At 71.0% G+C, this 24,354-nt stretch carries 23 protein-coding genes and 1 riboswitch; of the genes, 16 read left to right on the top strand and 7 right to left on the bottom strand.

All coding sequences use genetic code 11. From position 1 onward, the window contains the following. Positions 1-4: 4 nt before the first annotated feature. The 5 genes from VFZ92_RS17415 (at position 5) to ileS (ending at position 5,967) form a co-directional block, all read left to right on the top strand. Positions 5-649: a cell division protein SepF gene (locus VFZ92_RS17415; RefSeq protein ID WP_330876988.1), complete on the top strand. Its 645-nt coding sequence runs from the start codon at positions 5-7 to the stop codon at positions 647-649. Positions 650-668: 19 nt separating this feature from the next. Next, positions 669-953 (top strand): YggT family protein, encoded by a 285-nt coding sequence (locus VFZ92_RS17410; protein WP_259623836.1) that lies wholly within the window; start codon positions 669-671, stop codon positions 951-953. 46 nt (positions 954-999) lie between these two features. Continuing rightward, complete coding sequence (locus VFZ92_RS17405) at positions 1,000-1,824, top strand: DivIVA domain-containing protein (RefSeq protein ID WP_259623835.1); 825 nt, start codon at positions 1,000-1,002, stop codon at positions 1,822-1,824. A gap of 39 nt (positions 1,825-1,863) precedes the next feature. Continuing rightward, positions 1,864-2,388: a hypothetical protein gene (locus tag VFZ92_RS17400; RefSeq protein ID WP_330876987.1), complete on the top strand. Its 525-nt coding sequence runs from the start codon at positions 1,864-1,866 to the stop codon at positions 2,386-2,388. Between the two features lie 468 nt (positions 2,389-2,856). After that, positions 2,857-5,967, top strand: coding sequence for an isoleucine--tRNA ligase (gene ileS / locus VFZ92_RS17395; RefSeq protein WP_330876986.1), 3,111 nt, complete (start codon positions 2,857-2,859; stop codon positions 5,965-5,967). A 60-nt stretch (positions 5,968-6,027) separates the two neighbouring features. On the opposite strand, the gene VFZ92_RS17390 is transcribed toward ileS, so the two are convergent. After that, on the bottom strand, positions 6,028-6,600 hold the full coding sequence (locus tag VFZ92_RS17390; RefSeq protein ID WP_414719919.1) for an RNA polymerase sigma factor: 573 nt from the start codon (positions 6,598-6,600) through the stop codon (positions 6,028-6,030). 59 nt (positions 6,601-6,659) lie between these two features. Between VFZ92_RS17390 and VFZ92_RS17385 the strand changes: the two genes are divergently transcribed. Next, entirely contained in the window at positions 6,660-7,220 is a 561-nt protein-coding gene (locus VFZ92_RS17385; RefSeq protein WP_330876985.1) for a TetR/AcrR family transcriptional regulator, read from the top strand. 240 nt (positions 7,221-7,460) lie between these two features. On the opposite strand, the gene VFZ92_RS17380 is transcribed toward VFZ92_RS17385, so the two are convergent. Then, positions 7,461-8,417: a M28 family metallopeptidase gene (locus tag VFZ92_RS17380; RefSeq protein WP_330876984.1), complete on the bottom strand. Its 957-nt coding sequence runs from the start codon at positions 8,415-8,417 to the stop codon at positions 7,461-7,463. Positions 8,418-8,673: 256 nt separating this feature from the next. On the opposite strand from VFZ92_RS17380, the gene VFZ92_RS17375 reads away from it, so the two are divergent. The 4 genes from VFZ92_RS17375 (at position 8,674) to VFZ92_RS17360 (ending at position 13,200) form a co-directional block, all read left to right on the top strand. Then, on the top strand, positions 8,674-10,164 hold the full coding sequence (locus tag VFZ92_RS17375) for a potassium/proton antiporter (protein WP_414719924.1): 1,491 nt from the start codon (positions 8,674-8,676) through the stop codon (positions 10,162-10,164). Positions 10,165-10,212: 48 nt separating this feature from the next. Next, positions 10,213-10,327: riboswitch (SAM riboswitch) on the top strand. 34 nt (positions 10,328-10,361) lie between these two features. Further along, the gene (locus VFZ92_RS17370; protein WP_330876983.1) at positions 10,362-11,696 is read left to right on the top strand and encodes an aminotransferase class V-fold PLP-dependent enzyme; all 1,335 of its coding nucleotides are present in this window, start codon (positions 10,362-10,364) and stop codon (positions 11,694-11,696) included. A gap of 23 nt (positions 11,697-11,719) precedes the next feature. Beyond that, the gene (gene lspA / locus VFZ92_RS17365; protein ID WP_330876982.1) at positions 11,720-12,274 is read left to right on the top strand and encodes a signal peptidase II; all 555 of its coding nucleotides are present in this window, start codon (positions 11,720-11,722) and stop codon (positions 12,272-12,274) included. After that, positions 12,271-13,200, top strand: a complete 930-nt coding sequence (locus VFZ92_RS17360) for an RluA family pseudouridine synthase (RefSeq protein ID WP_330876981.1) — start codon at positions 12,271-12,273, stop codon at positions 13,198-13,200. The genes lspA and VFZ92_RS17360 overlap by 4 nt, the downstream gene beginning before the upstream one ends. Before the next feature lie 67 nt (positions 13,201-13,267). Here the strand turns inward: VFZ92_RS17360 and VFZ92_RS17355 are convergent, their stop codons facing one another. Then, a complete protein-coding gene (locus tag VFZ92_RS17355; RefSeq protein ID WP_330876980.1) occupies positions 13,268-14,086 on the bottom strand; it encodes an AsnC family protein in 819 nt (272 codons plus the stop codon). Positions 14,087-14,338: 252 nt separating this feature from the next. On the opposite strand from VFZ92_RS17355, the gene VFZ92_RS17350 reads away from it, so the two are divergent. The 6 genes from VFZ92_RS17350 to VFZ92_RS17325 all read left to right on the top strand — a co-directional run bounded on the left by VFZ92_RS17350 (position 14,339) and on the right by VFZ92_RS17325 (position 19,537). Then, positions 14,339-15,568 carry a cytochrome P450 gene (locus VFZ92_RS17350; RefSeq protein WP_330876979.1) on the top strand — a complete coding sequence of 410 codons (1,230 nt, stop codon included), beginning with the start codon at positions 14,339-14,341 and terminating at the stop codon, positions 15,566-15,568. Then, complete coding sequence (locus VFZ92_RS17345; RefSeq protein WP_330876978.1) at positions 15,555-16,808, top strand: adenosylmethionine--8-amino-7-oxononanoate transaminase; 1,254 nt, start codon at positions 15,555-15,557, stop codon at positions 16,806-16,808. Before VFZ92_RS17350 ends, VFZ92_RS17345 begins: the two co-directional genes overlap by 14 nt. A 75-nt stretch (positions 16,809-16,883) precedes the next feature. Further along, positions 16,884-17,597, top strand: a complete 714-nt coding sequence (gene bioD, locus VFZ92_RS17340) for a dethiobiotin synthase (RefSeq protein WP_330876977.1) — start codon at positions 16,884-16,886, stop codon at positions 17,595-17,597. 79 nt (positions 17,598-17,676) lie between these two features. Next, on the top strand, positions 17,677-18,705 hold the full coding sequence (bioB, locus tag VFZ92_RS17335; RefSeq protein ID WP_259623820.1) for a biotin synthase BioB: 1,029 nt from the start codon (positions 17,677-17,679) through the stop codon (positions 18,703-18,705). After that, on the top strand, positions 18,702-18,899 hold the full coding sequence (locus VFZ92_RS17330) for a hypothetical protein (RefSeq protein ID WP_330876976.1): 198 nt from the start codon (positions 18,702-18,704) through the stop codon (positions 18,897-18,899). The genes bioB and VFZ92_RS17330 overlap by 4 nt, the downstream gene beginning before the upstream one ends. Positions 18,900-18,937: 38 nt before the next feature. Further along, complete coding sequence (locus tag VFZ92_RS17325; protein ID WP_330876975.1) at positions 18,938-19,537, top strand: DUF2567 domain-containing protein; 600 nt, start codon at positions 18,938-18,940, stop codon at positions 19,535-19,537. Positions 19,538-19,954: 417 nt separating this feature from the next. Here the strand turns inward: VFZ92_RS17325 and VFZ92_RS17320 are convergent, their stop codons facing one another. From VFZ92_RS17320 to VFZ92_RS17305, 4 genes are all read right to left on the bottom strand, one after another. Then, positions 19,955-20,788, bottom strand: a complete 834-nt coding sequence (locus VFZ92_RS17320; RefSeq protein ID WP_414719918.1) for a chitosanase — start codon at positions 20,786-20,788, stop codon at positions 19,955-19,957. 213 nt (positions 20,789-21,001) lie between these two features. Further along, a complete protein-coding gene (locus VFZ92_RS17315; RefSeq protein WP_330877063.1) occupies positions 21,002-21,796 on the bottom strand; it encodes a chitosanase in 795 nt (264 codons plus the stop codon). Between the two features lie 271 nt (positions 21,797-22,067). Then, positions 22,068-22,823 carry a putative hydro-lyase gene (locus VFZ92_RS17310; RefSeq protein ID WP_330876973.1) on the bottom strand — a complete coding sequence of 252 codons (756 nt, stop codon included), beginning with the start codon at positions 22,821-22,823 and terminating at the stop codon, positions 22,068-22,070. After that, positions 22,820-24,067, bottom strand: a complete 1,248-nt coding sequence (locus VFZ92_RS17305; RefSeq protein ID WP_330876972.1) for an MFS transporter — start codon at positions 24,065-24,067, stop codon at positions 22,820-22,822. The genes VFZ92_RS17310 and VFZ92_RS17305 overlap by 4 nt, the downstream gene beginning before the upstream one ends. Positions 24,068-24,354: the final 287 nt, after the last annotated feature.

Genomic DNA, 24,354 nt, shown 5'->3' with positions numbered 1-24,354 from the left:
GGCAATGAGTGGATTTCACAAGCTGAAGGCCTACTTCGGGATGGTTCCCGCCGAGTACGCGGACGACCCTGGGGCTTACGAGGACGAGCGAGGCCGCTACCAAGCCGACTACCGGTCCGAGTACGGCACCGAGGCCGAGGAGTACGACCCGTACCCTGAGCGTGGAGGGCGTCGTCGCGTGTTCAGCGGGGCGAGGTCGGAGTACCGGTCGGAGCTCGACGAGTCCGACGACTTCGAGCCGGAGGCCCGGTCGCGGACCACTCGCCGCAGCTGGAACACCGACGCACCCGTCCACGGTGCACTGGCTGTCGAGCCGGTGCGCGAGCCGATCAGCAGGCCGAGGCCTGCGGCAGAGCAGACGGGCCACCCCTTGGGGCGCATCACGACGTTGAATCCGCGCAGCTACAACGAGGCGCGGACCATCGGCGAGCACTACCGCGACGGCACCCCGGTGATCATGAACCTCACCGAGATGGACGACGCGGACGCGAAGCGGCTCGTCGACTTCGCGGCGGGTTTGGCCTTCGCGCTGCGCGGCTCGATCGACAAGGTCACGAACAAGGTGTTCCTTCTCTCACCACCCAACATCGACGTCACGGCGGAGGACCGCAGGCGTCTAGCCGAGGGTGGGTTCGGAAGTCTCACCTGAGTGGTGGCACAGTTGAGGGGTGGATGTCCTCCTGTTCGTGCTGTACTACCTGCTGTTCTCGTTCTGGCTGCTGCTCACGGCACGTGTCGTGGTGGAGCTCGTCCGGTCGTTCGCCAGGGAGTGGCGTCCGGCTGGAGGGGTCGCGGTGGCCCTGGAGACCGTGTACACAGTGACCGATCCACCGATCCGCTTGTTCCGCCGGGTCATACCGACGGTGCGGATCGGAGGCATCGGGCTGGACTTGTCCATTATTGTGCTGTTGCTGCTCGTTATCATTCTGATGCGAACGGCAGATCCCAGGTGACGGGGACCAGGGATGCCAACAGCCCAGGAGTGCGTGAGGTGATCTGATGCCGTTGACCCCCGCTGACGTGCACAATGTTGCATTCAGCAAGCCACCGATTGGCAAGCGGGGCTACAACGAGGACGAGGTGGACGCGTTCCTCGACCTGGTTGAGGGCGAGCTCGCCCGCCTGATCGAGGAGAACAACGAGCTGCGCCAGCAGGTCGAACAGCTCGACCAGCAGGTCGAGACCGCGCGTGCCGACCTCGATGACGCCCGCGCCAAGGTCTCGGCCGGTCCCGTCGGCCCCAGCCGTGTCGTGGAGGAGCCCCGGCGTCTCGCGCCGGTGCCACCGCCCTCGGTCATGGAGCAGACCTCTCCCGGCGGCGGTGGTGACCACCACGTCCAGGCCGCCAAGGTCCTCGGACTGGCCCAGGAGATGGCCGACAGGCTGACCGGTGAGGCGAAGGCCGAAGCCGACGGCATGCTGTCGGAGGCCCGGACCAAGTCCGAGCAGTTGCTGTCCGAGGCGCGGGCCAAGGCGGACACCATGGTGAACGAGGCGCGCACGCGTGCCGAGACCATGCTGAACGACGCCCGCACGCGGTCGGAGACGCTCGAGCGGCAGGCCCGTGAGAAGGCCAGTGCGCTCGACCGGGACGCGCAGCGCAAGCACGCCGAGGTGATGGGCAACATCACGTCGGAGAAGAACGCGCTGGAGAAGCAGATCGACAAGTTGCAGACGTTCGAGCGCGAGTACCGCACGAGGCTCAAGACCATGCTGGAGTCCTCTCTGCGCGACCTCCAGGACCGCGGCCCCGCCGCGCCGTCCGACGGTCGGGCAGGTGGCCAGCAGGGCTACTCGTTCGGTGCGCGCGCCGAGGCGGGCTGATCCACAACGGTCGTGCCGCGCTGAACTAAGGTGCGGAACGTGCTGTACATAGTTCTGCTGCTGGTGCTGGCAGCCCTCGGGTTGCTCGTTCCCGCGCTGACCACGTCCGAGCACGTCTGGGCGTGGTTGTCCGTGGGAGCGAGCGGAGCGGCCGCGTGCGTCCTGGTGCTCGACTGGTGGCTCCGCCGCCGGTCGAGGTACGAGGCCGCGGTCGCCCCGATGGCTGCCGCTCCGGTGTCCCTTGATCAGAAGATTAGCGCTGATGATCAAGGACACCTGGACCGGGTGCCAACTGACACCCCCGTTTCGCCCGATCAGGGCACCGAGCCCGTCGAGGAAGACACCGACGCGGCCGACCTGCTGATCGTCACCGATCTCACGGCCGAGGTCCGCGTGCTCGACGAGCGCCCCCGGTACCACCTCGCCGCGTGCGCCTGGCTGGACCGGCGCCCCTCCCTGGGGCTGCCCGTCAACGAGGCCCGCCAGCTCGGCTTCACCCCGTGCGCCGTCTGCCGCCCGGACAACACCCTCGCCGAGGCCCACCGCTCCGATGCGCGGTCCTGACGTCACCGGAGCCACCTCCTCCCGCGTGCCGGGCCCGGACCCGACCCCCACCCCTCGCCGAGGTCCGGTCCAGGCCCGTTCCCACGCGGCCCGGTTCCGAGCCGCTCGCCACCCTCGACACCCGGAACACGAGCCGCACCGCGGAACGGTTCACTCGATCGTGTGGTTGGTCGTGGGTTGTGCGGTGCCCCGCCCCCGCGTGGTCGGACGACCACTCCGAGCGGCCCGGAACAAGTCGCTTGCCCGCGGGCGTTAGGCTTGGACGAGAACAGGCGTCGATCCGGCCATCACCGGGGAGCCTCCGGAAGAACGGGCCCGCGAGGGCCTCAGTAGAACCGGACGGGATCGGCCCGTCACAGCCGTCACAGAGTGGCCGTCGCGCGAGCGTCGGCAAGCGGGGTGGTACCGCGGTGCGCCGAACAGGCGTGTCGTCCCCGTGAGCCGGATCGACGCGCGAGGAGCAGCACGATGGCGTACCCCAAGGCGGGCGAGGGCGCAGTCCCCTCCCAGCCGTCCTTCCCCCAGGTCGAGCAGGACGTGCTCGCGTACTGGAAGGCCGACGGCACCTTCCAGGCCAGTGTCGAGGCCCGCCCGGCGGGCGACAACGGCGCGAACGAGTTCGTCTTCTACGACGGCCCCCCTTTCGCGAACGGCCTCCCGCACTACGGCCACCTGCTGACCGGGTACGTGAAGGACGTCGTCCCGCGCTACCAGACCATGCGCGGCAAGCACGTCGAGCGCCGCTTCGGCTGGGACACGCACGGCCTGCCCGCCGAGGTCGAGGCGGAGAAGCAGCTCGGCATCTCGCACAAGAGCGAGATCGAGGCGATGGGCATCGAGAAGTTCAACGACGCCTGCCGCACGTCCGTGCTCCAGTACGCCGACCAGTGGCGCGACTACGTGACCCGGCAGTCCCGCTGGGTCGACTTCGACAACGACTACACGACCCTCGACCTGGACTACATGGAGTCCGTCATGTGGGCCTTCAAGTCGCTCTACGACAAGGGCCTGGTCTACGAGGGCTTCCGGGTGCTCTGGTACTGCTGGCGCTGCGAGACGCCGCTGTCCAACACCGAGACCAAGATGGACGACGTCTACCGCGACCGGCAGGACCCGGCCGTCACGGTCGGCCTGCGCCTGGAGACCGGTGAGCTGGCGCTGGTCTGGACGACGACGCCGTGGACGCTGCCGAGCAACCTGGCCGCCGCGGTGCACCCGGACGTCGACTACGTGACCGTCGAGGCGAACGGCGAGCGCTACCTGCTCGCCGAGGCCCGCGTGCCCGCGTACGCCCGCGAGCTGGGCGAGGAGCCGCCGGTCGTCGCGCGGGTCAAGGGCGCCGACCTCGTCGGTCGGAGGTACACGCCGCCGTTCGACTTCTTCGTCGGCCGCGAGAACGCCCACCAGGTCCTCGCGGCGGACTACGTCACGACCGAGGACGGCACGGGCATCGTGCACATCGCCCCCGCGTTCGGTGAGGACGACAAGGTCGTCACGGACGCCGCGGGCATCGAGGTCGTCGTCCCGGTCGGCCCCAACGGCGAGTTCACCGCCGAGGTGCCGCCGTACCAGGGCGTGCACGTGTTCGAGGCGAACAAGACGATCATCCGCGACCTCAAGGCCGCCGGTCTGCTGCTGCGCCACGAGACCTACGACCACCCGTACCCGCACTGCTGGCGCTGCGACAACCCGCTGATCCAGCGGGCCGTCTCGGCGTGGTTCGTCGCCGTGTCGCAGTTCAAGGACCGCATGGTCGAGGTCAACCAGCAGATCAACTGGGTGCCCGAGCACATCAAGGACGGCCAGTTCGGCAAGTGGCTGGAGAACGCGCGCGACTGGAACATCTCGCGCAACCGGTTCTGGGGCTCGCCGCTGCCCGTGTGGGTGTCGGACAACCCCGAGCACCCGCGCGTCGACGTGTACGGCTCGCTGGACGAGCTGGAGCGCGACTTCGGCACGCGCCCGACCGACCTGCACCGCCCGCACGTCGACCTGCTGACCCGTCCCAACCCGGACGACCCGACGGGGAAGTCGACCATGCGCCGCGTCCCCGAGGTGCTGGACTGCTGGTTCGAGTCCGGGTCCATGTCGTTCGCCCAGGTGCACTACCCGTTCGAGAACGCGCAGTGGTTCGACGACCACTTCCCCGGTGACTTCATCGTCGAGTACAACGGCCAGACGCGCGGCTGGTTCTACACGATGCACGTGCTGGCCACGGCGCTGTTCGACCGGCCCGCGTTCACCAACGTGCTGGCGCACGGCATCGTGCTGGGCGACGACGGCCAGAAGATGTCCAAGTCGCGCAAGAACTACCCGGACGTCAACGAGGTGTTCGACCGCGACGGCTCGGACGCCATGCGCTGGTTCCTGATGTCCTCGCCGATCCTCCGGGGCGGCGACCTGGTGGTGACCGAGCGGGGCATCCGCGACGCCGTCCGCCAGGCCGTGCTGCCGCTGTGGAACTCCTGGTACTTCCTGGCGCTGTACTCCAACGCCGCGGGCCGCGAGGGCACCTCGCGCACCGACTCGCAGAACGTGCTGGACCGGTACGTGCTCGCGAAGACGCACGACCTGGTGCGGGACGTGCAGGCCGCGATGGACGTGTACGACATCTCCGGGTCGTGCGCGCAGATCCGCGAGTTCCTGGAGGTGCTGACCAACTGGTACGTGCGCCGGTCGCGCGACCGCTTCTGGTCCGGTGACGCCGACGCGATCGACACCCTGCACACCGTGCTGGAGGTCGTGAGCCGGGTCGCCGCGCCGCTGCTGCCGCTGACGACCGAGGTCGTGTGGCGGGGGCTGACCGGTGGCCGTTCGGTGCACCTGGCCGACTTCCCGGTCGCCGCCGACCTGCCCGCCGACGCCGCGCTCGTCACGGCGATGGACCGCGTGCGCCAGGTGGCGTCGACGGCGCTGTCGCTGCGCAAGGCGGCCAAGCTGCGCGTCCGCCTGCCGCTGGCGAAGCTCGTCATCGCCGCCGACGAGGTCGCGTCGCTGGAGCCGTTCTCGGAGATCCTGCGCGACGAGGTCAACGTCAAGGCGGTCGAGCTGACCACGGACGTCGACGCGCACGGCCACTTCCAGCTCGCGGTCAACGCCCGCGCGGCCGGTCCCCGGATCGGGCGCGACGTGCAGACGGTGATCAAGGCCGTGAAGGCGGGGGACTGGACGACGACGGAGTCCGGCGCGATCGTCGCCGCGGGCATCGAACTCTTCCCGGAGGAGTACGAGCAGCGGCTCGTCGCCACCGACCCGGCCGCCACGGCCGCGCTGCCGGGTGGCGGTGGCCTGGTCGTGCTCGACACCGTCGTCAGCCCCGAGCTGGCCGACGAGGGCGTGGCGCGCGACCTGGTGCGCGTGGTCCAGCAGGCCCGCAAGGACGCCGACCTGGACGTGTCCGACCGGATCGCGCTGACCCTCCAGGTGCCGGAGTCGGTCGTCGGTGCGGTCCGCACGCACGAGGCGTTCCTCGCGGGCGAGGTGCTGGCGGACGTGGTCGTCCACGGTGAGGTCGCCGAGGGGTCCGACGGTGTCGTCGGCGACGGCGTGAAGGTCCGGGTGCACGTCACCCGGAGCTGATCCCGAGCGTCGTGGGGAGGGCGTCCGCCTGGCGGGCGCCCTCTTCGGCGTTCCGGGGCGTCAGCCCCGCTCCAGCTCCGCCCGCAGGTTCTTCAGGCACCGGCCCCGCGTGGGGCCGATGCTGCCGCGCGGCATCACGAGGGCCTGGGACACGGCCTCGTACTGCGCCCGCCCCTCCAGCACGGTGAGGCGGAGCAGTTCCTGGCAGCGGCGGGGGAGGCGGGCGAAGGCGGCCCACAGGGTGCGGTCGCGCTCGTCGCGCAGCGCCTCGACCTCGGGGAGGCCGAAGTTCGACGGCACCTCCTCGGTCTCCCCGGTGGTGACGCGCTTCGACTCGGGCCACGTGCGCCGGGCTTCGCGGCGGGCCGCCACGACGAGCCACCCGACGAGGGCGCGGGGTTCCCGCATCCGGTGCAGGTGGCGCAGGAAGCCGAGCCACACGTTCTGCGCGACGTCCTCCGCGGCCTGCCGGTCGAGGCCGTTGCCCCTGGCGACGTGCCAGATCAACGGGGTCAGGTCGGCCACGAGGGCGTCGAGCGCCTTGCGGTCGCCCCCGCGCGCGGCCTGGAGGCACGCCGCGTGCCGGTCGATCCCGGTCAGGTCTTCCCACGGGGTGTCAGGGGTCTCGATCAACGTCCACCACCATCCGAACGGCACCGTGCGGAGCCGACCATACGGTAGCGTATGGACTCGTGGCCGAGCGGAGACGACGGACACGGGACGACTGGACCCGTGCGGCGCTTCAGGCGCTGGCCGAGGGAGGTCTGGCCGCCGTCGCGGTCGAACCGCTGGCCGCCCGCGTCGGTGCCACGAAGGGCAGCGCGTACTGGCACTTCCCCAACCGCGACGCGCTGCTGCTGGCGACGGTCGAGCGCTGGGAGCGCGAGCACCTCGCGGAGATGCGGCAGCTCGTCAACGGCGAGAACGACCCGCTCGCCAGGCTGAGGCTGATCTTCGGCCGCGTGCTGGACGAGTGCGGCGGGGGCCGCGCGGTCGAGGCGGCCCTGCTGGCCGCCGCGGACGACCCGATCGTCGCGCCGATCCTCAAGCGGGTCACCGACGGGCGCCTGCGCTACCTGGAGGCCCTGTTCTCCTCGCTCGGCTTCACCGCGGAGGCGAGCTGCCGCCGGGCCCTGCTGGCGTACTCGGTGTACCTCGGGCAGGCGCAGCTGCGCGCCACGGCGCCGCACGTCGTGAGCGGGAGCCTGACGCTGCTCGACGACACGCTCGTCGCGCTGAGCGCGCACGGCTGAGCGTCTCCGGCTCGGCATCGGGGTGGGGCCGGGCGCCCGGCGCGAGGTGGTGGGCCGACGCCGCGCCGGTCGCGGCACCGGCTGCGGAGGGCACAGGCGAACGAGGTCGTGCGCAAGGCTCTGGCCAGGGCTTTCGGGGTGCGCGAGCAGGACGTGCCGGTGGTGGGGCGACCGGGCCGGGACGGGGTCGTGGAGATCGACCCCGCCCCGGCGGGCGCGGTGGAACGGCTCACCGAACCGCTAGGCGGCCAGCGTCCACACGGCGTGCGCGATGGCGTCGGCGTTCCGGTCGAGCGACGTCGCGTTGACGTTCGCCGTGGTGTCGCACGAGCGGTGGTAGCAGCGGTCGAACGCGACCCCGGACGTGCCGCCCCACTTGGCGGCCTGCGCCGCGGTCTTGACGACCTCGGCACCGGAGAACGTGCCCCCGGTGGCGATGCCCGCCCGCGCGAACGCCGCGTGGTCGGAGCGCCCGCCGACCTCCGTCAGCTCGGGCTGCACGCCGATCGAGGTGAAGTAGGCGACCAGCGTCTGCTGCACGGCGACGGAGCCCGAGGGCTGACTGGCGCCCGAGTAGACGAAGTAGCCGGGGTTCGGGGAACCGGTCATGTCGAAGTTCAGGTAGGTCTTGATCCGCGACCTCTCGGCGGCGGACAACGAGTTCACGTAGAAGGTCGAGCCGACGAGGCCCAGTTCCTCCGCGCCCCACCAGCCGAAGCGCAGGTGCCTGGTGAACGCGGCCCCGCTCGCCCTCGCGGCCAGCGCGACCTCCAGGATCGACGCCGAGCCGGTGCCGTTGTCGTTGATGCCGGGACCCGCGGTGACGCTGTCGAGGTGGCCGCCGACCATCAGGACGTTGTTCAGGTCGCCACCGGGCATGTCCGCGATCAGGTTGTAGCCCGTCGCGCCGTTGCGGGTGAACGTCTGCACCTGGGTGGTGAAGCCCGCCGCGTCCAGCTTGCCCCTGACCCAGTCGATGGACGCCTTGAAGCCCGGCCGTCCGTGGGCGCGGTTGCCGCCGTTGGCGGTCGCGATGCTCTGCAACTGGTTCAGGTCGGCCTGGACGGCGGCCACCGAGATGTTCGGCGCGGCCAGTGCGGCGGGCGCGGGGGCCGCGGTGGCGGACCCGGTGCCGATCAGCACGCTGGTGATCATCAGGGCCGGGATCGACCGGCCTGGGGTTGTTCGCAGCTTCACGTTCTCAACTCCATGCAGGGGTGTGGGTGGAACGGGTCGGCACCGGACAGGGGGTGGCGCGCGGCCCTCTGGCCAACCTGCACCGCCCCGGACGCGTGCCGCTAGGTACGTTCGGCTGATTCACGCCTTCGTGTCCGGATCGGCCGTGACCCTGAGCACTGGAGCACGGGAAGATCCGCTGTCTGATTAGTCCAATTCAGTGGTGACGGGGAACAATGGCGTCACCGTCGAGCACGTCAGGGAGGTCGCGTTGGGAATCACGGCCATCCTCGGCATAGGCGCGGCGGTCCTCCTCGTCTCGGTGATCGCGGTGAGGTTGTCGACGAAACTCGGCCTGCCGTCGCTGCTGCTGTACCTCGGCATCGGTGTGGTGCTGGGCGAGAGCGTGCTCGGGATCGACTTCGAGGACGCCGACCTGACCCGGTCGCTCGGCACCGTCGCGCTGGTCCTCATCCTCGCCGAAGGTGGCCTCACCACGCGGTGGTCGGCGGTGAAACCCGCCCTGGGACTGGGGATCGCACTGTCCACTGTGGGCGTCGGCGTGAGCGTCGCCGTCACCGGCGCGGCGCTGCACCACCTGCTCGGCCTGGACTGGCGGATCGCGCTGCTGTGGGGCGCGGTGCTGTCGTCCACCGACGCGGCGGCCGTGTTCAGCGTGCTGCGCGCGGTGGGTGTCGGCAAACGCCTGACCGGTGCGCTGGAACTGGAGTCCGGCATCAACGACGCGCCCGTGTACATCGCCGTCGTGCTGCTCGCCTCGCCCGACCCGATCACGTGGACCGCCCCGCTGCTGCTCGTCTACGAACTCGTCGTGGGCGGGCTGATCGGGGTGGCGCTGGGCTGGATGGGTGCCGCCGCGCTGCGCCGGGCCGCCCTGCCCGCCACCGGCCTGTACCCGTTGGCGACCGTCGCGGTGTGCGTGCTCGCCTACACGGCGGGCGACCTGGCGCACGCGTCCGGTTTCCTCGCCGTGTACATCGCCGCGCTGGTGCTGGGGAACTCCCGGCTGCCCCACCGGTCGGACACGCTGTCGTTCGCCGAGGGCCTCGGCTGGCTGGCGCAGATCGGCCTCTTCGTGCTGCTCGGCCTGTTCGCCTCGCCGGGGCGGGTGCTGGACGCGCTGGTGCCCGCGCTGGTCGCCGGGGCGGTGCTGGTGCTGCTGGCCAGACCGCTGTCGGTGGCGCTGGCCGCGATCCCGTTCAAGGTGCCGTGGCGGGAGCAGGTGTTCGTCGCCTGGTCCGGGCTGCGCGGGGCGGTGCCGATCGTGTTCGCGCTCATCCCGGTGATCCAGGGCGTGCCGGGGTCGCAGGAACTGGTGGACGCGGTCTTCGTGCTCGTCGTGGTGCTGACCCTGCTGCAGGGCAGCACGCTGCCCGCGCTGGCGAAGCTGCTCGGGCTGGTGCGGACGGGTGAGGCGCACGAGGTGCACGTGGACGCCGCGCCGCTGGACGAGCTGGGGGCGGAGCTGCTCCAGGTGCGCATCCAGCAGGGGTCGAAGCTGCACGGCGTGTACCTGTCGGAACTGCGGTTGCCGCAGGGGGCCGTGGTGAGCCTGATCTCCCGCGGTGGCAAGGGTTTCACACCCCAGCCGACCACCAGGCTCCAGGTGGAGGACCAGATGCTCGTGGTGTCGACCGAGGCGGCTCGGGAGGCGACCGAGAAGCGGCTGCGGTCGATCGACAGGGCGGGCCGGTACGCCCGCTGGAAGGGCGAGGACGGCGGGCGCCCGGCGTTTCCCAGCATCTGAGCGGGGCTCGACGGACGGCGTGCCCGTCGGCTAGCGTCGTCCACGAAAGGTCATGAGTGCCAGCGCGAAGCCCGTGCTAGCTGGCCGGCAACCCTCCTCCGCGGTGGGGTGCCCACGGTGAGGACCTGGTCCGGCGCGCAGCGCGTCCGGGCAAGCGCGGGCCCTCGCCGGGGTCCTGGACCCGAAGGGCAGTCACCATGACCATCGCCATCCCCCGCAGCACCGCTCCCGCCGTTCCCGGAGTCGTCGGCTCGTCGCTGCGCGTGCCGCTCGTGACCGGGGAGCGCGTGGAGCACGCCAACCTCGACCACGCCGCCAGCGCGCCCTGCCTGGAGCAGGTGCGGGACGCGGTCGACGAGCTGCTGCCCTGGTACGCCAGCGTGCACCGCGGCGCCGGGTTCGCCTCCCAGGTGTCGACGCGGGTCTACGAGCAGGCGCGGGATTCCGTGCGCCGCTTCGTGAACGCCCGCCCCACCGAGGCCGTCGTCTTCACCCGCAACACCACCGACGCGCTGAACCTGTTGGCGCGCAGCCTTCCCCGGCACACGTCGGTCGTGCTGTTCGACGCCGAGCACCACGCGGCGCTGCTGCCGTGGCGCGGCCCGAACGTCCGCCGGATCGCCACCCCGTCCTCCGCCGAGGCCGCCGTCGCCGTGCTGGACCGGGAACTCGCGTCCTGCCCCGTCGGACCGAGGCTGGTCGTGGTGACCGGCGCGTCGAACGTGACGGGCGAGGTGTGGCCCGTCGCCGAACTCGCGAAGGTCGCCCGCGGGCACGGCGCGCGGATCGCCCTGGACGCCGCGCAGCTCGCCCCGCACCGCCCGGTGGACGTGCGGGCGCTGGACGTGGACTACGCCGTGTTCTCCGGCCACAAGGTCTACGCGCCCTTCGGCTCCGGCGTGCTCGTCGGCCGGTCCGACTGGTTGCAGGCCGCCGAGCCGTACCTCGTCGGCGGTGGCGCCACGAAGCTGGTCACCGACCACGGCGACCGGCTCGGCGTGGCCTGGTCCGCCGTGCCCGAGCGGCACGAGGCCGGGTCGCCGAACGTGGTCGGCGTGCACGCGCTGGCCGTCGCCTGCGACGTGCTCGGGCGCCACTGGGAGCAGACCGTCGAGCACGAGCGGGTGCTGCTCGCCCGCCTCCGCGCCGGGCTGGCCACCATCCCCGGCCTGAGCGAGCTGAGCCTGTTCGGGGCCGAGCACGACCGCGTCGGGGTCGTCAGCTTCACGATCAGCGGCCACGACGCCGGCTACCTCGCCGCCGCGCTGTCCGCCGAGCACGGCATCGGGGTCCGGGACGGGGCGTTCTGCGCCCACGTCGCCGTGACCAGGCTGCTGGACGGGGTCGGGGCGCACGAGCACCGCGCGCTGCGGGCGTCGCTGGGGCTCGGCAGCACGGTCGACCACGTGGACCGGCTGGTCGCGGCCCTGCGCACCCTCGTGTCGGAGGGGCCGAAGTGGAGCTACGTCCAGCGCGACGGGCGCTGGGAGCCGGAAAACGACCCGCGTCCGCTCCCGCCGTTCCTGTCCTGAGCGGCGACTGGGACAATGGGTGCGTGTCCACCCAACCCGACGTCGACGTGACGCCTGCCGCGCTGCCCCGGCGGCGCCTGGCGCTGCTCGCCTCGGCGGCCGTGGTGGTGCTCGTCGTCGACGTGGTCAGCAAGATCGTCGCGGTGGCCCTCCTGGAGGGCCGTGAGCCGGTCTCGCTGCTGGGCGGCGCGCTGTACCTGCCGCTGATCCGCAACGGCGGCGCCGCGTTCGGCCTCGCCGAGGGCTGGACGGCCGTCCTGGCCCTGATCTCGCTCGGCGTGGTCGGGTTCATCGTGTGGATCGCGCGCAAGCTGCGGTCCGGCCCGTGGGCCCTCGGGCTCGGGATGGTGCTGGGCGGCGCGCTGGGCAACCTGGGCGACCGGATCTTCCGGGCCCCTGGGCCGCTGCGCGGGCACGTGGTGGACTTCCTGTCCCTGTTCGACCCCTACGGCCGGGTGTGGCCGGTGTTCAACGTCGCCGACTCGGCGATCTGCGTTGGCGGGGTGCTCATCGTGACGATGGCGCTGCTCCAGCGCGACTACGACGGCACTCGTGCCGTGAAGAAGGACAAAGGATGAGCGGGTATCGCACCCTGCCCGTGCCGGACGGTCTCGACGGGATGCGCGTCGACGCCGGGTTGGCGAAGTTGCTCGGGCTGTCGCGGACGGCGGTCGCGGCGTTGACCGAGTCCGGCGACGTGGTGCTGGACGGGCAGGCCGCCGGGAAGTCGGATCGGCTGGTCGCCGGGGCGACGCTGGAGGTGACGCTGCCCGAGCCGCCTCGGCCGGTGTCGATCCAGGCCGTGCCGGTCGAGGGCCTCGTCGTGCTGTACCAGGACGACGACATCATCGTGGTGGACAAGCCGGTGGGGGTGGCCGTCCACCCGAGTCCCGGTTGGACCGGACCCACGGTGGTCGGCGGCCTGGCAGGCGCGGGGATCCACGTGGCAACCTCCGGTGCCGCCGAGCGCCAGGGCGTCGTGCACCGCCTCGACGTCGGCACCACCGGGGTGATGGTGGTGGCGAAGTCCGAGAACGCCTACTCGGCGTTGAAGCACGCGTTCAAGGAGCGGACGGTCGACAAGCTGTACCACGCGCTGGTGCAGGGGCACCCGGACCCGATCAAGGGGACGATCGACGCGCCGATCGACCGGCACCCCAAGCACGACTACAAGTTCGCCGTGATGGCCAACGGACGGCCCAGCATCACGCACTACGAGGTCGTGGAGGCCTTCCGGGCCGCGTCGCTGCTGGACGTGCACCTGGAGACCGGGCGCACGCACCAGATCCGGGTGCACTTCTCGGCGCTGCACCACCCGTGCGTGGGGGACCTGACGTACGGGGCCGATCCGACGTTGGCCAAGCGGTTGAAGATCACCCGGCAGTGGCTGCACGCCCGGACGCTGGGGTTCCACCACCCCGCCGACGGCCAGTGGGTGTCCTTCACGTCCGAGTACCCGGCCGACCTGGCCGACGCCCTGGAGCTGCTGCGGGCCGAGGGGTAGGGGCTCGGCGGCCGCTCGTCGTGGGCGGGGGCCGCGGCGCGTGCCGGTTTCGCTCGCGGTCCGCTCGTCAGTCGTCGATCGTCCAGACGAGGGTGTTGAGGTCGATCTCCGGTCTGGCGCTCCAGCGGACCGCCGTGATCGCGGTGTCCTCCGGCAGCACGTAGACGGTGTGCCCGCCCGCTGTCTCGCCCGGCTGCACGCCGATCTTGTGCGGTGGGCGGGACGAGAGGGACACGGGGGCCTTCGCCACCGGTTCTCCGGTGCGGGCCATCAGCACCAGGTACATGTCCGGCAGTGAGTTGAACGGGATGGTGCCGGTGTTCGTCAGTTCCGTGTGCACCACCACGGCGCGTTCGCCGTCCGCGAGCTTGTAGCCCGCCGCGGTGAAGAGGAAGTCCGCCGGGTCCACCACCTCGATCAGCTGGATGGAGAAGGTGGCGCCTTCCAGGCCCTCCGTCTCCAGCGAGGTGCCGATCTTGCCGGTGCGCTGGCCCGTCGCCCCCTTCGAGCCGCCGAACACCGGTTGCTGGTCACCCCTCGCCCAGCCCGCCGACTGGGGCGGGCCCCACGTTTGCTGCGGTGGGGCCTGCTGCGCCGGGAACGGGACGCTGGGGGGCGACTGGTACGGCGGGTACGGCCTGGGGCCTGCCGGGGGACCGCTGTAGGAGCCCCACACCATGCTGTTGGACAGGGCCTGGCGGATGCCGTTGGGGTCGCACTCGACGCCGACCAGCAGGGGCAGGCCGCTGCCCGACAGGGTGATCAACCTCGACGCGGCCTCGCGGGGGTCCATGCCCAGTCTCGCGGCTACCTCGTGCACGGCCGCACGGCCCATCTCCGCGATCACGGCGAGGAGGCGGGCGTCAACGGGATCAGGCGATACCACGCTTCGAACGCTACCCGTCCGGGGTGATCGTCGTGTGGCCGCCACCCCGGGCGCGGGACGGCCTCCCCGCGCGGAGGAGGAGCAGGTGGTGGCCGGGCGTGAGGTGCCGGGGTTCCGGGACACCTCGGGTGGTGCTTGGTCGGGTTTGTCGGAAGTGGCTGCGCCATTCGAGTGACAAGGTCGGGTTCACGGGACACGGACGGATGCCCGGACGTTCAGTTAACACAGTTAACTCACCACGGGAGGGGTGTCATGCACACGACCGAGGCCGGTCTTGAGCGACTCGGGGGCGAGTACCAGCAGGACCCGCACGCGGTGCACGAGCGGCTGCGCCGGACGGGTCCGGTGTCCGAGCTGGTGCTGCCGCGCGGCCTGAAGGTGTGGGTGGTGACGCGGCACGAGGAGGCGCGGATCGCGCTGTCCGACCCGCGCTTCAGCAAGAACTTCGCCGCGGCGGACGACCTGTTCGCCAGGCACCTCCAGCCCGGCGTGCCGCGGCGCGACTTCGACCAGTCGTTCGCCTCGCACATGCTGAACATGGACCCGCCGGACCACACGCGGCTGCGCAAGCTGGTCAACAAGGCGTTCACGGCGCGGCGCATGGAGGCCCTGCGGCCGCGCATCCAGGAGATCACCGACGAGCTGCTGGACGCGATGGCGGGCAAGCCCGAGGTCGACCTGCTGGACGCGCTGGCGTTCCCGCTGCCGATCACGGTGATCTGCGAGCTGCTGGACGTGCCGCTGGACCAGCGCGACGACTTCCGGATCTGGTCGGGGACGCTGCTCACCGACTCGACGCAGGAGGAGATCAACCAGGCCGCCGCGTCGATGTACGCGTTCCTGGCCGGGCTGATCCAGGCCAAGCGGGAGAACCCCGGCGACGACATCTTCTCGGCGCTGATCCACGCCAGCGAGGACGACGACCGGCTCAACGAGGCCGAGCTGATCTCGATGGCGTTCCTGCTGCTGGTCGCGGGCCACGAGACCACGGTCAACCTGATCGGCAACGGGGTGCTGGGGCTGCTGCGCAACCCGGACCAGCTCGCCCTGCTGCGCTCCGACCGGTCGTTGCTGACCAACGCGGTCGAGGAGTTCCTGCGCATCGACGGGCCGATCAACCTGGCGACGTTCCGCTACACCGCCGAGGAGGCCGAGCTGGGTGGCGTGACGATTCCGGCGGGCGAACTCGTGCTGGTGTCGCTGCTCAGCGCCAACCGCGACCCGGAGAAGTTCCCCGAGCCGGAGAAGCTGGACATCACCCGCGCGACCGGTGGTCACGTCGCCTTCGGGCACGGCGTCCACTTCTGCCTGGGCGCCCCGCTCGCGCGGTTGGAGGGCGCCATCGCCATCGGGTCGCTGCTGGACCGGTTCGACGTCGACCTCGCGGGCGAACCGGGACGGGCGCTGCGGTGGAAGGACAGCACGCTGCTGCACGGCTTGGAGCGGTTCCCGATTAGCCTGTCGGCTCGTGGACCACGATGAGCTGCTGAAACTGGACCAGGCCCACGTCTGGCACCCGTACGGCCCGATGCCGGGCACCCGCGAGCCGCTCGTCGTCGAGTCCGCCAGGGGTGTCCGGCTCCGGCTGGACGACGGCCGGGAGCTGGTGGACGGCATGTCGTCCTGGTGGGCGGCCATCCACGGCTACCGGCACCCCGTCCTGGACGAGGCGGTGCGCGGGCAGCTCGACCGGATGAGCCACGTGATGTTCGGCGGGCTCACGCACGAGCCCGCCGTGCGCCTCGCGGCCACGCTCGTCGACATCACCCCCGAGCCGCTCCAGCACGTGTTCCTGTGCGACTCGGGGTCGGTGTCGGTCGAGGTCGCGGTGAAGATGTGCCTCCAGTACTGGCGCTCCAGGGGGAAGCCCGCCAAGCGGCGGCTGCTCACCTGGCGCGGCGGCTACCACGGCGACACGTTCCAGCCGATGTCCGTGTGCGACCCGGAGGGCGGGATGCACTCGCTGTGGCGGGGGGTGCTGCCCGAGCAGGTGTTCGCCGACGCGCCGCCCGCCGAGATGGACACCGCGTACGTGCAGCACCTCGCGGACCTGATCGAGGAGCACGCCGACGAGCTGGCCGCGGTGGTCGTGGAGCCGGTCGTGCAGGGCGCGGGCGGGATGCGCTTCCACGACCCGCGCTACCTGCACGTGCTGCGCGAGCTGACGCTGGCCCACGACGTGCTGCTGGTGTTCGACGAGATCGCCACCGGCTTCGGCCGCACCGGCGAGCTGTTCGCCGCCGACCACGCGAACGTCAGCCCCGACGTGATGTGCGTCGGCAAGGCCATGACCGGCGGTTACCTGACGATGGCCGCCGCGCTGTGCACCGAGCGGGTCGCGGACGGCATCAGCCGGGGCGAGGTGCCGGTCCTGGCCCACGGGCCGACGTTCATGGGCAACCCGCTGGCGTCGGCCGTGGCGTCGGCGTCGATCGACCTGCTGCTGTCGCAGGACTGGCGGGCCGAGGTGCGGCGGATCGAGGCGGGCCTGGTGGCGGGTCTCGCGAACGCGCCGGGCGACGTGCGGGTGCTCGGGGCCATCGGGGTCGTGCAGCTCGACCACGAGGTGGACATGGTCGCCGCGACCGCCGCCGCGGTCGAGCACGGCGTGTGGCTGCGGCCGTTCCGCGACCTCGTCTACACGATGCCGCCGTTCGTCTGCACGGACGACGACGTGTCCGCCATCTGCGCCGCCGTCGTCGCCGCGGCGGAAGCGGGATAACGATCCGGGCATGGCTGGGAGGGGGAGCACCCGCCGACCGGTCGGGCCGTCCGCGTCGCCGTAGGGTGTTCCCCCGTGAGCGTCCTCGTGATCACCGGTACGGGTACCGAGGTCGGCAAGACGGCCGTGACGGCCGCGCTGGCCGCGGTCGCCTCCGCCGACGGCCGTCGGGTCGCCGTGCTCAAGCCCGCGCAGACCGGTCTGCTGCCCGGTGAACCCGGCGACGTCGACGAGGTCGTCCGCCTCGCGGGCCCCGTCACCACCCGTGAACTGATCAGGTACCCCGACCCGCTGGCCCCCGTGACGGCCGCCAGACGCGCCGGCAGACCCACCGTGTCGCCGTCGGAGATCGCCGCCGCCGTGACCGAGCTGGACGCGACCCACGACCTCGTGCTGGTCGAGGGCGCGGGCGGGCTGCTGGTGCGGTTCGACGAGAAGGGCACGACCATCGCCGACGCGGCGTGGGCGCTCAACGCCCCCGTGCTCGTCGTCGCGGCGGCCGGTCTGGGCACGCTGAACACCACCGCCCTGACCGCCGAGGCGATCCTGCACCGCGGCCTGGAGTCGCTCGGCGTCGTGGTCGGCCGCTGGCCCGCCGCACCCGACCTCGCGGCCCGCAGCAACCTCACCGACCTGCCGGAAGCCGCGGGCGGCCCCCTGCTCGGCGTGCTGCCCAACGGCGTGACCAGCCTGCACCCGGCCGATTTCCTGGACGTCGCGCGCGGCGCGCTGTCGCCGTGGTTCGGCGGCACGTTCGACCCGGAGGCGTTCGCCTCGCACTACGTGTAGGGGGTGACGTTCGTCGCGCGGACGCGATGCGTGCCGTGCGGCACACTTGCTCGAACGCCCGTCTGCCGAAGGAGAAGTCGTGACCGCAGCACCCGAGCAGGTCGACCGCAGCACCGACGTCGTGGACGTGGCCCGTGAACAGGTCCTGGAGCGCGGTGTCGGGCTGACCGAAGCACAGGTGCTGGAAGTCCTCGAACTCCCCGACGACCGCATCTCCGACCTGCTCGCGCTGGCCCACGACGTGCGGATGCGCTGGTGCGGCCCCGAGGTCGAGGTCGAGGGCATCGTGTCCCTCAAGACCGGCGGCTGCCCCGAGGACTGCCACTTCTGCTCCCAGTCCGGCCAGTTCCCGTCGCCCGTGCGCTCGGCGTGGCTCGACATCCCCGGCCTGGTCAAGGCCGCGCGCCAGACGGCGGACACGGGCGCGACCGAGTTCTGCATCGTCGCCGCGGTCCGCGGCCCGGACAAGCGCCTGCTCTCGCAGGTCCGCGACGGCATCAAGGCCATCCGCGACGACGGCAACGACATCCAGATCGCCTGCTCGCTCGGGATGCTCACCCAGGAGCAGGTCGACGAGCTCGTGGCGATGGGCGTCCACCGCTACAACCACAACCTCGAAACCGCGCGGTCGCACTTCCCGAACGTCGTCACCACCCACTCGTGGGAGGAGCGCTGGGACACCCTCCGGATGATCCGCGACGCGGGCATGGAGGTCTGCTGCGGCGGCATCATCGGCATGGGCGAGACCCTCGCCCAGCGCGCCGAGTTCGCCGTCCAGCTCGCGTCGCTGGAGCCCGACGAGGTCCCGCTGAACTTCCTCATCCCGAACCCCGGCACCCCGTACGAGAACTACCCGGTCGTGGAGGGTGCGGACGCCCTGCGCGCCGTGGCGGCGTTCCGGCTCGCCCTGCCCAGGACGATCCTGCGGTTCGCGGGCGGTCGCGAGCTGACGTTCGGCGACCTCGGCGCCAAGCAGGGCATGCTCGGCGGCATCAACGCGATCATCGTCGGCAACTACCTGACCAACCTGGGCCGCCCGGCCGTGCAGGACCTGGAGATGCTGGACGAGCTGAGCATGCCCATCAAGGCGCTCAGCCAGACCCTGTGACGGTCGACGTGGCGTACTGCTCGTACTGCGGGAAGAGCGCGGAGGGCGACCACGAGGTGTGCGCGAAGCGCCTCACCGTGATCGACCCGCCGCGCTACTGCGCCGAGTGCGCCCGCCGGATGGTCGTCCAGGTCACCCCGGCGGGGTGGACGGCCAGGTGCAGTCGTCACGGCGAGATCACGTCAGCGCGGTAACCTCGCCCCAAGCTTCTGGGTGCACGAGGAGGTCGCGGGTGGCGGAACAACCGGTGGACGACAGGGCTGTCCCGGCCCGCATCCCACCAGTGCTGCCGCAGTGGGTGCTCGACTTCCACCCGAGGAGGCCGCGGGTGGTCGTCAAGCGCGACCTCCTGCCGTCCTTCTGCCTGGCGGGCGCACTCTCCGTCCTGGCCCTGCCGCTGGGCTGGCTGTGGGCCAGGCTGGCGCCGGGCCAGAACAAGGTCGTGCAGGACGGCGGCAAGCTCATCCCGGTGGGCGGCGAGAGCTACCACGCCCTAGACGCGCTGATGGTGTTCGTCATGCTCGGCCTGGGAGCGGGCCTGCTGACCGGCATAGCGGTCTGGCTGCTCCGCGAACGCCGCGGCCCGGTGGTCATGCTGGCGGCGGTGGCGGGCTCGGCCCTAGCGGCCTACCTGGGCCAGAAGACCGGCACGGGCATGGCGGGCGACCGCTACGCCGTCACCGGCCAGCTCACCATCGGCGACACCATCATGACCGCACCGATCCTGGAAACCTGGTGGGGCGTGGTCGCCTGGCCCATGGCAACAGCACTGGCCTACGGCTGCCTGGCGGCGTGGAACGGCTTGGACGACCTGGGCCGCCGCCTGGGCTGAGCACCCAGGCTTCTGGGACCTGGCCTCTGGGCTCCCCGGCCCTGGTCTCTTGACCCCTGGGACCGCTGGACTCACCGGGACCGCTGGACTCACCTGCCACTGGACGAGCCCGACTGAACGCGCACGTTCGACGGGCCCGCCCAACCTGCTCCGCCCATCCACCCGGACTCACGCACTCAACCGGGGTCGGCCCCTCACCCGGCGCTGGCCACCAACCGAACGCGCCCGCACAACGTGACCACCCACCTGATCCAGCGCACTCCCCTCCCGCACCCCCGATCCGAAGCGCCCTCGTCGTTGATCGTGCATGTCAAGGCATCTTTCCCGCCTTGACAAGCACGATCAACGATCGAGACGATGACGCGAGCGGGGGCGCGGGGTCTCCCATCCGATGACGAAGTCGAGGCGAGACCCCCCTCACCCGATCCGATAACCATCCCCGTACACCGCCCACTCCAACGGCGTCTCCAGCCCGAAGTTCCCGGCATCCAGGAACACCCTCTGGGCCGTGTCCACCCGCGAGGTGTCCGAGTGCGCCTCCTCCTGCCGCATCGCCCACACCCGTGCGTCCAGGAACGCGTGCAGCCAGGCACCCTCGTCCCCGCCCTGCGACGGCGGCCGAGCCACCCCGAGGGCACGCTCCCGGATCCCCCCGAAGCTCGTGGCGTCATCGCCCCCACCGTGCATCACGATGGCGTCGTAGTAGATGAACTGCCCGAGCGTCCGCACCCCGTCATCCCGACCCCGCGCCACGGCGGGCCCGAAGTGCACCCGGTCGCGCTCGTCGTCCTGCGCGGCCTGGAACACCGGGTCCCCGGCGGCGGCACGCCAGTCCCCGGTGAACCCCGGATCCAGTCCCTCGTGCGAGTCCGACCCGTCGACGGCCCTCAACGCGGGGAGGTACTTCGCCAGCACGTTCCCCGGCGCCCGGTCCGTGTACTCCTCGACCAGTTCGAGCATGTCGTGCGTCCCCGAGCAGAACCCGATGATCCCGCCGGTGTACCCGCGGCCGTCACCGATGTCCTCGATGTACCCGTACTGGGCCCTCCAGTCCAGTGACGAGTTCTCCGCGCTGGACACGAGCCGCATCGCGATGTCCTTCTTCGCGGGGTCGTCCAGATCGACGGCCTGCGCGCGAACACCGCCGACGGCCGCGGGCCACGCGGACGACGTCGCGGTACCCGCCGACACCAGCGCCACCGACGCGGCGACGACCGCGGCGACGCGCAGGAACCTGCCTGATCTCATCACGCACACCTCCGTGGAGCAGGGGACGGGACACGGCGGCGGATCGTGCGGCGGCCACCGTAACCCCGTTCCACAGAGTTGGGCAACCTTCCTTCCATGAGAACGCTGTGAGCACAACATGTTTACCGGCAACGGTTCTCAGGGCCGGATCGGTCTACACGGGACGGAAAGAGCCCTCCCCGGCCGAAGTCGGGGAGGGCTCGTCCGTCGCCGGGATCAGGAGTTGATCGAGAAGCTCTCGCCGTACACCTTCCACTTCAACGGGGTGGTGAGGTCGAGGTTCCCGGCCTTCAGGAACACCCGCTGGGCCGTGTCGACCCGCGAGGTGTCCGAGTGCGCCTCCTCCTGCTTCATGGCCCACACCCGAGCGTCCAGGAACGCGTGCAGCCACGTCGTTTCGTTCCCGCCCTGCGCCGGCGGCTTGGCCTTGCTCAGCGCGCGCTTGCGGATGTTGCGGAAGCTCGTGCTGTCGTCGCCGTCGCCGTGCATCACGATCGCGTCGTAGTAGATGAACTGCCCCAACGTCCGGACGCCGTCCGACTTGCCCTGGTTCACGGCCGGGTTGAAGTACACGCGGTCCCGCTCGTAGTTCTGCGAGTCCTTGAAGACCTGGTCCTTCGCGGCGGTCTTCCAGTCCTTGGTGTAGTTCGGGTCCAGCCCGGCGTGCGAGTCCGACCCGTCCACGTTCCGCAGCGCGGGCAGGTACTTCTTCAGGACGTTGTTCGGCGACCGCTTGGTGTACTCGGTCACGAGTTCGAGCATGTCGTGCGTTCCGGAGCAGAACCCGATGATCCCGGCCGTGTAGCCGCGGCCGTCGTCGATGTCCTCGATGTAGCTGTACTGCGCCTTCCAGTCCAGCGAGGAGTTCTCGGCGCTGGAGACCAGCTTCATCGCGATCTCCTTCTTCGCCGCGTCGGTCAGGTCGACCGCGGCGGCGCTGACGCCGTCCGCCGTCAGCGGTTTCGCCGGTGCCGCCGTGCTGGTGGCCGTGGAGACGAGCGCGATCGACATCGTCGTGACCGCGGCCAGGCGCAGGAGCCTGCCTGAGATGAACACGAGAACCTCCGCGAAACAGGGGATGGGACACACGGCTGCGGCGGCTGGTGTCTCAGGTCTTCCGTGAGCTACCCGGCAGGGACCGGGGGTGATGGCGGTCACGGTAGACCACTGGATCGCTATTAGGCAACCTTCTTGCCTTATTCGTCTCAGGCAGGCCGTCGGACCATCCGGTACCGGTCGTCCAAGGGGGATTTTCGGTGCTGTACCAGGACAAAACGGTCGCTCAGCCCACGCGGTAGGTCGAGTCCGGGACGTCGGTCACGAACATGTGGCCGGGGGCGTGGGTGATCGCGAACGGCGGCTTCGACGCCATCAGCGCGGCCTGCGGCGTCACTCCGCAGGCCCAGAAGACGGGCACGTCGCCGTCCTCGGGGACCACGGCGTCGCCGAAGTCCGGTGTGGACGGGTCGGCGATGCCCAGTGCCGCCGGGTCGCCCGCGTGCACCGGCGACCCGTGCACGGCGGGCATCAGTCCGCTCACCCGTGCGGCGGTATCCACCAGGTCCGCCGGGATCCACCGCATCGACACGACCATCGGCCCGTGCACCCGGCCCGCCGCGCGGCACTCGCGGTTCGTCACGAACATCGACACGTTGCGGTCCTGGTCGACGTGCCGCAGCGGGACGCCCGCCTCGACGAGCGCGCCCTCGAACGTGAAGCTGCACCCGATGAGGAACGACACCAGGTCGTCGCGCCAGAACGGCGTCGCGTCGGTGGGTTCGCCGGTCAGCACCCCGTCCCGCCAGACGCGGTAGCGGGGGATCGCGGTGCGCAGGTCGGCGTCCGGCGCCAGGACGGTGCGGTGGCCGCCCGCGTCCGTCACGTCCAGCACCGGGCACGGCTTGGGGTTGCGCTGGGTGAACAGCAGGACGTCGTACGCCCAGTCCGCCGGGACGGCGATCAGGTTCGCCTGCGCGAACCCCGCCGCCAGTCCCGCGGTGGGCCCGCTCGCGCGGGCCCGCACCTCGTCCGGTGTCACGTCAGCTCCCGTCCCAGGGTCTCCGGCAGGCCGAGCAGCGCCACGACCGCGATCCCGTACGCCGCGGCCCCGAAGATCATCGCGCCGCCCACGCCCATCGTCTCGGCCATGAACCCGACGCCCGCCGGGAACAGCGCGCCGACCGCGCGGCCGAAGTTGTAGGTGAAGCCCTGGCCGGTGCCGCGCACGTCCGTCGGGTACAGCTCCGCGAGGAACGACCCGAAGCCGCTGAAGATGGCCGAGGCGCAGAAGCCCAGCGGGAAGCCGAGGAACAGCACGGCCGTGTTCGCGCCCGTCGGGATCTGCGTGTAGAGCATGATCAGGATCGCGGACGCGACGGCGAAGAGCGCGAAGGTCCTCTTGCGTCCCAGGCGGTCCGTGATGAAGCCGCCGCAGACGTAGCCGATGAACGCGCCGGAGATCAGGAAGGCGTAGTAGCCCGTGGAGTTGATGACCGTCAGCCCGCGCTCGGTCTTCAGGAACGTCGGCAGCCACGTGGCCAGCGTGTAGTAGCCGCCCTGGACGCCGGTCGCCAGCAGTGCGGCGAAGAACGTGGTCCGACCGAGACCGCCCGTGAAGATCGCGGAGAAGTTCCGGGTGCTCCTCTCGCGCTGCTCGACGGTTCCCGGCGCGTCCTGCACCGTGCGGCGGATGTAGAGGATCAGCACCGCGGGCAGCGCGCCGGTCCAGAACATGACGCGCCACGCCGTGTCCGCGCTGACGAACGAGAACACGAGCGTGTAGACGACCACCGCGAGCCCCCACCCGACGGCCCACGCGCTCTGGATGAACGCCACCGCCCGGCCGCGGTACTCCGGCTTCGAGTACTCGGCCACGAGGATCGCCCCCGCCGCCCACTCGCCACCGAACCCGAGGCCCTGGAGACCGCGGAACACCAGCAGCATCTCGTAGCTCGTCGCGAACCCGCAGAGCACCGTGAACACCGCGTAGGTGATGACCGTGATCAACAGGGTCCTCACCCGGCCGATCCGGTCGGCCAGCACGCCTGCCACCGCGCCGCCGAGGGCGGAGAGGACCAGCGTGGCCGTGTTGAGCAACCCGGCCTGACCCTTCGAGATGCCGAAGAACGACGTGATCGCCACCAGGCTCAGCGGCAGGATCCAGTAGTCGTAGGAGTCGAGGCCGTAGCCGCCGAAGGCGCCGATGAAGGCGCGCTTGCCGCGCTGGCCGAGTGATCGGAACCAGCCCTCTGGGTTTGTTCGGGTGACGGGTGTCGTGCTCATGGGCACCTCGCAGCGGTGAGCCGGGGACGGGTTTGTGCTGTGGCTCACACGGTAGAGGATTGTTGAACAATCCCTCAATAGGGCAATTGGCGGAAGGTTCTGGTGGTGCGGTGGCGCGTTCGGGTGTGTTTGGGGGTGGTTCGGGGGGTTGGCGTCTGGCTGGGTCGGGTTCCGGGGAATGTCGGACCCTTGTCGTAGCGTGTGCGTCGGGGGTCCTGTTCGATGGGGGACGCCTGGTTTGGGCTGGTCAGGGGGCTGTGGGTCCTCCGGGTTCGTGGGGCTGTGGG

This window comes from Umezawaea sp., from assembly GCF_036375055.1.
Taxonomy (GTDB): Bacteria; Actinomycetota; Actinomycetes; order Mycobacteriales; family Pseudonocardiaceae; genus Umezawaea.
Note: the sequence above shows the minus strand (reverse complement) of the source record. Positions and strands in the feature narration are given on the sequence as shown.

Bases quoted from the DNA above. Each gene is read 5' to 3' on its own strand.
- VFZ92_RS17415 (WP_330876988.1), top strand. From the start codon at position 5: ATGAGTGGATTTCACAAGCTGAAGGCCTACTTCGGGATGGTTCCCGCC.
- VFZ92_RS17405 (WP_259623835.1), top strand. From the start codon at position 1,000: ATGCCGTTGACCCCCGCTGACGTGCACAATGTTGCATTCAGCAAGCCA.
- ileS (WP_330876986.1), top strand. From the start codon at position 2,857: ATGGCGTACCCCAAGGCGGGCGAGGGCGCAGTCCCCTCCCAGCCGTCC.
- VFZ92_RS17370 (WP_330876983.1), top strand. From the start codon at position 10,362: ATGACCATCGCCATCCCCCGCAGCACCGCTCCCGCCGTTCCCGGAGTC.
- VFZ92_RS17360 (WP_330876981.1), top strand. From the start codon at position 12,271: ATGAGCGGGTATCGCACCCTGCCCGTGCCGGACGGTCTCGACGGGATG.
- VFZ92_RS17350 (WP_330876979.1), top strand. From the start codon at position 14,339: ATGCACACGACCGAGGCCGGTCTTGAGCGACTCGGGGGCGAGTACCAG.
- VFZ92_RS17315 (WP_330877063.1), bottom strand. From the start codon at position 21,796: ATGTCGATCGCGCTCGTCTCCACGGCCACCAGCACGGCGGCACCGGCG.
- VFZ92_RS17305 (WP_330876972.1), bottom strand. From the start codon at position 24,067: ATGAGCACGACACCCGTCACCCGAACAAACCCAGAGGGCTGGTTCCGA.